Raw genomic sequence first — 8,773 nt, 5'->3', positions numbered from 1 at the left:
GCGGGTCATGTGGTGCGGTTGTATGACTATGTGGAGCATGCGATGAGTGGTGGTGGTGATGCGGTTGCGGCTGCGTATGTGGATTTGGAGGTTGATGGGCAGCGTTTGTGGGGCGTCGGCATCGACCGAGATCCCGTGCATGCCGCGTGCAAAGCCGTGGGTTCAGCGGTGAACCGGGCGAGCAGGCACGCGCTCATTAGCGCCTAGCGCCTAGCGCCTAGGCGTATGGCATCTAGCGCCAGGATCCTGAGCGCAAGGCCACCCGAGCGTCAACCCGAACAACACAGACCGTTCCGGTTGAGAACGACATCCGCCGAGTTCTCAACCGAAACGGTCTGTTGTCAGGCCTCTTCGCGGTGACGGCGCTTCTTAGCCAGCAGGAAGCCGAAGCCGCCGACGAGTAGGAGTGCGCCAATGCTGGAGAGGAAACCCAGGATCGGAGCGCCGCCAGTGTTCACGAGGTCGCCGCCACCGCCGCCGTCGTGATCCTTTTCCCACTGAGCGTAGAGCGTGAGGTTGCTGCTGAAGGAAAAGACTGCTGTGTTCGCAAACGCGGTGCCCGAACCATCTGCCGAGGTATTCCAACCGGTGAAACTGTACCCGATGCGGCTAAATGAATTCGCAAGGAGTGCGGTCGCCTCGTTTGCACTCTGATTCGCCATGCTGCCGCTGCCGCCGTTCGCATTGAACGTGACTGTGTGTGCTGGCGCGATGAGCTGCCATTGGGCGAAGAGTGTGGTGTCTGCGCCGAAGGGGAAGACCGCCTCGTCTGCATAGCTGGTGCCGGAACCGTTTGCAGCGGTGTTCCAGTTAGCGAAGGTGTACCCCACTCGGGTGCAGTTACTTGGAATCAGCGCGGTTGGTGCAGCTGCAGTTTGGTTCGACATGGTGCAGGTGCCGCCGTTCCCATTGAATGTGACTGTGTGCGGGGACGGAATGGGCTGCCATTGGGCGAAGAGTGTGGTGTCTGCACCGAAGGAGAAGATTGCGCCATCTGAGTAGCTTGTGCCTGATCCATCGGCAGCAGTGTTCCAGCCCGCGAAGGTGTATCCGGTTCGGGTGCAGTCACTTGGAAGCAACGCGGTTGGTGTATCTGCAGTTTGGTCTGGCATGGTGCAGGTGCCGTTAACAGCTGTAAATGTCACGGTGGAGAGATCACCGACCTGAGTGACGGCCCATACGAATTGGATCGTCGCCTCGGTGCCACGTATTTCATTGCCGATGGTGTTTGGTGCACCGAATGCCATGAAAAAGGTTGGCGTGCTTTCGCCAGGTTCGAGCCGAATATTGTCCGTCCAACCGGTGAGGTCTGACACGATAAATCTGCCAAGTGTGCCGCTGCTCTGAAAGCCGGTAAAGTTCACTCGAACCGGGTATGCGAAATTATTGACAATGCTGCCGTTTCCGCCGATTGCACGGCCGCTAATCAGCGCGGCTTCACCGGTTACAGCTGCCAGATCTGAAACGATTCGGCTGAACCCCAAGCTGTTTTGTGGAGCCGAAGCGTTGATCGAAAAGGGGCCAAACATAAAGCCCGAGTTGTAGTCATTGTCATCCCACGAACCTGGCGGCTGCCGTGCGACCTCCACACGAACGGTCACGCGGAGGTTTGTCGCTGTAATGGTGGTGCCGCCGAGCGGCACGCCAACGGTCACCGAGTATGGAAGAGTTGCACCAGCGGCCAGCGGTGTGCCAAAGTCACACTCCCAAGGACCGGTTTCGGTTGAGATTGGGTAGTTTCGAGTGAGCGAGGTTGCGCCGGTGACGGGCAACACCCCGTCGGGAATGGGCAGACCTTCGGATTCGATCACTGTCAGGTTTGCCACGCCCGTACCGGTCATCGCAAAGTAACCAACGCTTTGCGCTGATGCGAAGACGCACACGTCTTCGCTGAGCTGATTCACGTATTCCCCGTGCAGCACCCGAGCGGTGCCAGCTGGCAATGTCGTTCCCGGTGAATTCACAAGCAGAGCTGCGGCTTGCGCACCAGCTGGTGAGGTGATGTTTGTCACCACCGTTGGGCCATCTTCGACGGTGGGGAAGAGGTCGGAGTCTGGTGTTGCCAACGCTGGTGTGGCGGCGAAACCGACTCCGCTCATTGCCAGGACCAGTGCCGTAGCTGCTCCGAGTATGCGTGTGTTGAGACGCATGCTCCCCTCCTCAGTAGCGATACCTTTGCGGTACCTCAATTAGCGGGGGGCTTTAAGGGATTGTATACCAAGTCTCCGAGTTTGGCAGAAAGGCCAGGAGCACCCGGTATATCCCGGGTGCTCCTGGCCTTTCTGGATGTTGCAGGTTTAAGGAACGATACGAACCGCGCCCTTGTCGGCCGACTGGGCGAACGCGGCGTAGGCGCGCAGTGCGTCTGATACCTCGCGCACGCGGTTTTTCGGACGGTATCCGCCATTGGCCTCAAGCTCTGCGCGGCGGCGATCGAGCTCATCCTGCGGTACGTCGAGGGTGAGCGCTCGGGTTGGAATATCGATCGAGATGATGTCACCGTCTTCAACGAGAGCGATGAGGCCGCCAGCTGCCGCCTCTGGTGAGACGTGACCGATTGAGAGGCCCGAGGTGCCACCCGAGAAGCGGCCGTCGGTGATCAGCGCGCAGGCTTTGCCAAGGCCGCGGCCCTTCAAGAACGAGGTTGGGTACAGCATTTCCTGCATGCCAGGGCCGCCCTTTGGTCCCTCGTAGCGGATCACCACGACGTCGCCCTCGACAACCTTCTTGTTCAGAATTTTCTCAACCGCTTCATCCTGTGATTCGCAGACCACGGCTGGGCCTGAGAAGGTCCAGATCGACTCATCGACGCCAGCAGTCTTCACCACTGCGCCATCAACGGCGATATTTCCGCGCAGCACAGCGAGGCCGCCGTCCTTCGAATAGGCGTGCTCAACCGAGCGAATGCAGCCGTTCTCCTGGTCGAGGTCGAGTGAGTTCCAGCGCTCCGACTGCGAGAACGCGGTCGATGAGCGCACGCCGCCGGGGGCAGCGTGCCAGAGGTCAAAAGCTTCTTCGCTTGCGGTTCCGCTGCGCACATCCCACTCGTCAAGCCACTCGCCAAGCGTGCGTGCGTGCACCGTATGCACATTGTCATCGAGCATGCCGCCCCGACGCAGTTCGCCAAGAAGAGCGGGAATGCCGCCGGCACGATGCACGTCTTCCATGTAGTAGGTCTTGCCGTTGGCTACGTTTGGCGCAACTTTTGCGAGGCATGGCACTCGGCGTGAAACTGCATCGATTTCATCAAGGCCAAACTTCACGCCTGCTTCGTGTGCTGCTGCGAGCAGGTGCAGAATAGTGTTGGTCGAACCGCCCATTGCGATATCGAGGGCCATCGCATTGCCGAATGCTTCAGGCGTCGCAATATTGCGTGGCAGCACGGTCTCATCGTCGTCTTCGTAGTAGCGCTTTGCGATATCAACTACAAGGGCGCCAGCCTTTTCGTACAGGGCACGACGTGCGGTGTGCGTGGCGAGGGTTGAACCGTTGCCTGGCAGCGAAAGCCCGATTGCTTCGGTGAGGCAGTTCATCGAGTTTGCGGTGAACATACCCGAGCACGAGCCACAGGTTGGGCAGGCTGATTCCTCGATGCGCTGCATGTCTTCGTCGGAGATGTTGTCGTTTACCGCGTCCGAAATCGCATCAACCAGGTCGAGGGTGCGCACCATGCCGTTTGCCAGCACTGCGCGGCCCGATTCCATCGGTCCACCTGAAACGAAGACCACAGGAATGTTCAGGCGAAGTGCCGCGAGGAGCATACCGGGTGTGATCTTGTCGCAGTTTGAAATGCAGACGATGGCGTCGGCGCAGTGCGCGTTCACCATGTACTCCACCGAGTCGGCGATCAGGTCGCGCGAGGGGAGCGAGTAGAGCATGCCGCCGTGGCCCATTGCGATGCCGTCGTCGACCGCGATGGTGTTGAATTCGCGCGGAATACCGCCAGCTTCAAGGATCGCGTCTGAGACGATTCGTCCGACCGGGGCAAGGTGCGTGTGACCCGGCACAAACTCGGTAAACGAGTTTGCTACGGCAATGATCGGTTTGCGCCCAAGGTCAGCACCATTCACACCGGCAGCGCGAAAAAGAGCTCGCGCTCCTGCCATATTGCGTCCGTGAGTGACCGTGTGTGAGCGATATGCAACCATTTCTCCAATCTACTCTGTGATGTATGCTGCGCGTGTCGCATTGGTGGCGTAGGGGACGCACTTTTTGGTGTGCTTGCAGATGGAGAGGTCATGCTTAGCTTCGCTATAGCGCTGATTGTGTTGTTTGCCGCGCTCGTGGTGGTTTTGGCGGTGTTGCCAGCCTCACGGCCTTCGGCACTGCGCACAGCGAGCGTCTGGGTGGCGGCGGTGGCCGCGGTAACTCTGGCAGCAATGTCAGTAATTGTTGCGTTTTCAACTGCGCCACCAACACCGGTAGACGGGGGATCAGGCACTGCCGAGCAAGAGCAGCAGGGCCGTGAGGCAATCGCTCAACCGAGTGAATCGAACCATCTGCCAGCAGGGTTCTCGTATGTGCGTGACTTCGCCCCCGGAATTGAAGTGCAATTGCGCTATGCCACAACCGACAATTTCACCGGTCAAATCGTTGACGGGTATGAGTCCACTGATGCCGCAATCATGAGAACCGAAGCCGCCCAGGCGTTAGCGCTGGTGCAAGAGGATCTTGAATCGGCAGGGTACGGTCTCTTGATCTACGACGCTTTTCGGCCCACGCGCGCGGTGAGCTTTTTTGTTGATTGGTCAAACAGCGCTGACGTTTCGACGATGGCAGAGTATTACCCGGGGCTTGAGAAGCCAGGTCTTTTTCAACTCGGATACATTGCCGAGAAATCTGGTCACTCGCTTGGCGGTACGGTCGACGTGACTTTGGTTGATCAGCGCAGCGGTGAGCCGCTTGATATGGGTGGCGCTTTCGATTTCTTTGGCGAGATCTCGCACTATGACGCAGCTGGGCTGAGCGAAGCGCAGATGGAGAATCGGCGGTTGTTGCATGACGCGATGGCTGCACACGGGTTCGCACAGTATCCGCTCGAATGGTGGCACTATTCGTTCACGCTGGGCGACAACCCGATCCCTGAAAACTTCGTTGTGCGTTAGCCCTGTCCGGGGGATGTCGCGGGTTAGGATCAGCCTGTGGGTATAGAGAAGTTCTTGCTGCGGCTTGATCGCATTGCGGGTGGCAGACAGGCAGGCGTCTCGATTTCAGATGAGTCCAGGAACCACCCCAAAACCAAACGTGCGTTCACCTGGATCGCCTGGCTGCTTGCTGCAGAGTTGCTGATAGGTGTTGCAGCTGTGGTGATTGCGCTTGCGCTCACCCTCTCTGGTGAACCGCAGCCGTTTTCGGTCTGGATGCGCACGCTTGTGGTGCTCGGCATGACTGCAACGCTGTTCTATTTTGCCTGGCGCGCTGCCAAAGGCTGGATCTGGGCCTATTCGAGGCTGCGCCTGTTTTCTCAGATTTTTCCGGTGATTACTCTCGTGCTCGCCGCGATTCCCGGCCTTTATCCGGCCTGGATGATCACAGAGCAGATTATCTTCAGCTTGATCATGATCGGTATCGCTGACTTTTTGACGAGCGATCACATGCGTGACGCTTACCGGCGACCGGAAAAGAGTGCAGCTTGAACATCACAATCGACACTGCCGCTGCAACTGCGCCGTTTGAGCAGCTTCGAGAGAGCCTTATCGCGCAGATTGTGAGCGGCGAACTCGCCGCGGGAACCAAACTGCCGTCGGTACGCGCGTTGGCCGCTCAGCTCGGCCTCGCAGCAAACACGGTCGCTCGCAGCTACAAAGAACTCGAAGCAGCCGGATTCGTGCAGACTCTTGGCCGCAACGGCACAGTGGTTTCATCACGCCTCGACGATGCTGGGCAGCAGCTTCGAGCACTTGAACTGACCCGAGACTATGTAACTGCGATGGCCGCGATCGGCGTGCCAAAGGCAGATCTGCCCAGCTACGTTGAACGTATCTGACGTGTTGCCGAACGCAGCTCTCCAATTCTGACCGTGGCTACCCCCGCAATAATGAAGGCTGCGCCGAGCCATTGCATGCCTGTTGGCAGCACTGACAGCAGCAGAATTGTCCACAAGATGCCAAAGAGCGGCTCAGAGTAGCCAGTAAAACTCGAAACCGTGGCCCCGAGTCTGCGTGAGGCAGCAACGCCAAGAATGTAGGCGAGCACGGTTGAGATCAGCACCATGCCGGTCACGATCACCCAGGCTGGGAACGATTGGCCCGCAACCACTCCCGGCGCGCTACTTGCCGCAAAGGGCAGAAGGCCGGTGACTCCGGCAAGGATCAGAATCACGGCACCAACGCCGAGACCAAGGCCCACAAAAGGGATCGGCGGGATCCCGTGGTCCGTCTTCGCGCCCATCGCAAAATAGCTTGCATTGCCAACGGCAGCGATCAGCGCAAACAGAATCCCCAGTGGATGCAAACCCCCTGAAACTACAGCGCCGGAGACAGCGATGAGGCCAATGAGAGCAAGTGCTGCGCCAACGAGGGTGAGGGCAGATGGTGCGATTCGCGTGCGCAGCCACGACCAAAACATCAGCAGCACAGGGCCCGTGAACTCAATCAGCAACGCAAGGGATGGCGGAATAAACTGCACCGCAAGAAAATAGGCCAGCTGACAGCCGGCAACAGCAAGCACGCCAAATATGAGCACTGAGCCCCATGCTCTGCGCACAAGATCCCAGGAACCGCGCAGCATGAGCAGAGTGGGCACCAGCAGTACTAGTGCCGCAAGTGAGATACGGGCCGTCACCGCAGCGCCGGGAGTCCAACCGGCATCCATGAGTGCACTCGCGAAGATCCCGGAGAGAGCAAAGCTCGCGGCAGAGCCGACTGCCAAAAGAAAGCCGAAAACTGAGATGGACCGCGTTGTGCTCACTCGCTCAGTCTAAGCTGCAGCCGCGCGATAAAAGTGCAGTAGAAAGGGCCCGATCCAACGTGCTGTGCAAAGCACACACAATTGGGTCGGGCCCCCGCCCTGGGCGGCTTCAGGCCGCACAATGGCTGATCGCGAATTAGCCGCGCAGGCTGCTGATAGCGCTGTCGATCTTGAGGAGCTCGTCGAGCTGCGACTGCAACACGGCGGTCTGCTGATCGTTTGGCACGAAAGTGCCCTCTTCAATCTGGCCCCAAGGGAAGTTGATCTCGACCTGGCCGTGGGTCATCACCATGCCGAGCATGGCAACCACTGGGCGCAGAGCGGCCTGCGCGCGGGTGCCGCCCGAGTTGCCACCCCAGTTGATGAAGCCGACGGCCTTGCGATCCCACTCGCGAACGAGGTAATCGAGGGCGTTCTTGATTGCTGGCGAGTAGCTGTGGTTGTACTCAGGGAAAACAAAGAGGAAGGCGTCGGTTGCTTCAACGCGAGCAGCCCAATCCTTGGTGTGCTGCTTGGTGTACTGCTGCATGCTTGGGTGGTTTGGCTCGTCCATCAGTGGCAGCGCGATCTCCTTGAGATCAGCGAAATCGACGTCAAAGCGACCATCGGCAAGCGCGACCTCTTCGGCCCACTTCGCGATCGAAAGGCCGCTACGACCCTCGCGAATGCTGCCGACAATGATCATAAGCTTTGGCTTTGACACGGGGGTGTACTCCTGAAATTAGTTAATACGAGGTGGATCGCGCTGCCCTGACGGGGGTCAGCTGGCGGCGCTCCGAAGAAGTGAAACTTACATGACGCTTCATCTATTCCCTGTATAGCGAACTTACATTTGTGCCAGCGTAAAAGTTGCAGAATGATTGCAACTCCTCTGGCAGCTGCGTGGCGGTCACCCGCGCGGGGTATGCTCACCGTGTGACCAGGCCCGACCTGGTACCAAATCACTCAAAAGAAGAGGATGTTGGATCAATGAAGATTCGTTTTGTACTCCCCGCATTGGCAGCTGCCGCGGCGCTTGCGCTTACGGGCTGCGTCAACAACGCAGAGTCAGAGGGCACCGGTGGTGCAAGCACCGACACGAGCGGTATTCAGGCTGACGCAGCTGCAGTAGCGCTGCTGCCAGACGATATTAAGGATCGTGGCACGCTGCGTATCGGTACAGATGCCGAGTACCCACCAAACGAGTTCAAGGATGCAAACGGCAACCCAACCGGTTGGGGTGTTGATCTGGCGAACGCAGTGTCGGCAAAGCTTGGCCTGACCCCTGAGTGGGAAATCCTTGGCTTTGACAGCATCATTCCGCGTATTCAAGAGGGCACCATTGACATGGGCTCGTCATCGTTCACCGACACACTTGAGCGTCAGAAGTCGGTTGACTTTGTGAACTTCTTGAACGCAGGCAGCCTGTGGGCTGCAGCCAAGGGCGCAACCATCGATCCCGATGATGCGTGTGGTCTTACCGTTGCAGTCCAGGCGACCACGGTACAGGACACCGATGAGCTGCCAGCGAAGAACCAGGCGTGCCTCGACGCGGGCAAGCCAGGCATCGAGGTGCTGCGTTTTGATGGCCAGCCAGAGGTAACTCAGGCAGTGGTCGACGGTCGCGCTGACGCATTCTCGGCAGACCTTCCGGTGACCGGCGACGCTGTTGCAAAGCTTGGCGACAAGCTTGAGACCGTTGGTGATGTGTTTGATGCAGCCCCATACGGTTTTGCAACCCAGAAGGACAGCAAGACCACCAAGGCTGTGCAGGCGGCACTTCAGTCGCTGATTGACGACGGCACCTACCTCAAGATTATGAAGGGCGCAGGCATTGAGTCGGGCGCGCTCACGACTGCAACAATCAACGCAGGCGAGAACTAGA

At 58.7% G+C, this 8,773-nt stretch carries 9 protein-coding genes; 5 read left to right on the top strand and 4 right to left on the bottom strand.

Annotation, left to right across the window (positions count from 1 at the left end; translation table 11 throughout):
* Positions 1-207 (top strand): alpha-isopropylmalate synthase regulatory domain-containing protein (locus QBL02_RS04985; RefSeq protein ID WP_282725250.1); only part of this gene is annotated, 207 nt, incomplete at its 5' end.
* Positions 208-341: 134 nt separating this feature from the next.
* Here the strand turns inward: QBL02_RS04985 and QBL02_RS04980 are convergent.
* The gene (locus QBL02_RS04980; RefSeq protein ID WP_282725249.1) at positions 342-2,150 is read right to left on the bottom strand and encodes an InlB B-repeat-containing protein; all 1,809 of its coding nucleotides are present in this window, start codon (positions 2,148-2,150) and stop codon (positions 342-344) included.
* A gap of 147 nt (positions 2,151-2,297) precedes the next feature.
* Positions 2,298-4,148: a dihydroxy-acid dehydratase gene (gene ilvD, locus QBL02_RS04975; protein ID WP_282725248.1), complete on the bottom strand. Its 1,851-nt coding sequence runs from the start codon at positions 4,146-4,148 to the stop codon at positions 2,298-2,300.
* Positions 4,149-4,238: 90 nt separating this feature from the next.
* On the opposite strand from ilvD, the gene QBL02_RS04970 reads away from it, so the two are divergent.
* Genes QBL02_RS04970 through QBL02_RS04960 form a run of 3 tightly spaced genes read left to right on the top strand, consistent with a single transcriptional unit; the run spans position 4,239 to position 5,986 of the window.
* Positions 4,239-5,105, top strand: a complete 867-nt coding sequence (locus QBL02_RS04970; protein ID WP_282725247.1) for a M15 family metallopeptidase — start codon at positions 4,239-4,241, stop codon at positions 5,103-5,105.
* 42 nt (positions 5,106-5,147) lie between these two features.
* A complete protein-coding gene (locus QBL02_RS04965) occupies positions 5,148-5,636 on the top strand; it encodes a hypothetical protein (protein WP_282725287.1) in 489 nt (162 codons plus the stop codon).
* Positions 5,633-5,986 carry a GntR family transcriptional regulator gene (locus QBL02_RS04960; RefSeq protein ID WP_282725246.1) on the top strand — a complete coding sequence of 118 codons (354 nt, stop codon included), beginning with the start codon at positions 5,633-5,635 and terminating at the stop codon, positions 5,984-5,986. The genes QBL02_RS04965 and QBL02_RS04960 overlap by 4 nt, the downstream gene beginning before the upstream one ends.
* On the opposite strand, the gene QBL02_RS04955 is transcribed toward QBL02_RS04960, so the two are convergent.
* Both QBL02_RS04955 and QBL02_RS04950 read right to left on the bottom strand, forming a co-directional pair.
* Positions 5,968-6,909: a DMT family transporter gene (locus QBL02_RS04955; RefSeq protein WP_282725245.1), complete on the bottom strand. Its 942-nt coding sequence runs from the start codon at positions 6,907-6,909 to the stop codon at positions 5,968-5,970. The two genes, QBL02_RS04960 and QBL02_RS04955, sit on opposite strands and share 19 nt — an antisense overlap.
* A 136-nt stretch (positions 6,910-7,045) precedes the next feature.
* On the bottom strand, positions 7,046-7,612 hold the full coding sequence (locus tag QBL02_RS04950) for an NADPH-dependent FMN reductase (protein ID WP_282725244.1): 567 nt from the start codon (positions 7,610-7,612) through the stop codon (positions 7,046-7,048).
* Between the two features lie 212 nt (positions 7,613-7,824).
* On the opposite strand from QBL02_RS04950, the gene QBL02_RS04945 reads away from it, so the two are divergent.
* Positions 7,825-8,772: an ABC transporter substrate-binding protein gene (locus QBL02_RS04945; protein ID WP_282725243.1), complete on the top strand. Its 948-nt coding sequence runs from the start codon at positions 7,825-7,827 to the stop codon at positions 8,770-8,772.
* The last annotated feature ends 1 nt before the right edge of the window (position 8,773 follow it).

Origin of the sequence: Leucobacter sp. UT-8R-CII-1-4, assembly GCF_030010235.1 — a bacterium.
In the GTDB taxonomy this organism is placed as follows: Bacteria; Actinomycetota; Actinomycetes; order Actinomycetales; family Microbacteriaceae; genus Leucobacter.
Note: the sequence above shows the minus strand (reverse complement) of the source record. Positions and strands in the feature narration are given on the sequence as shown.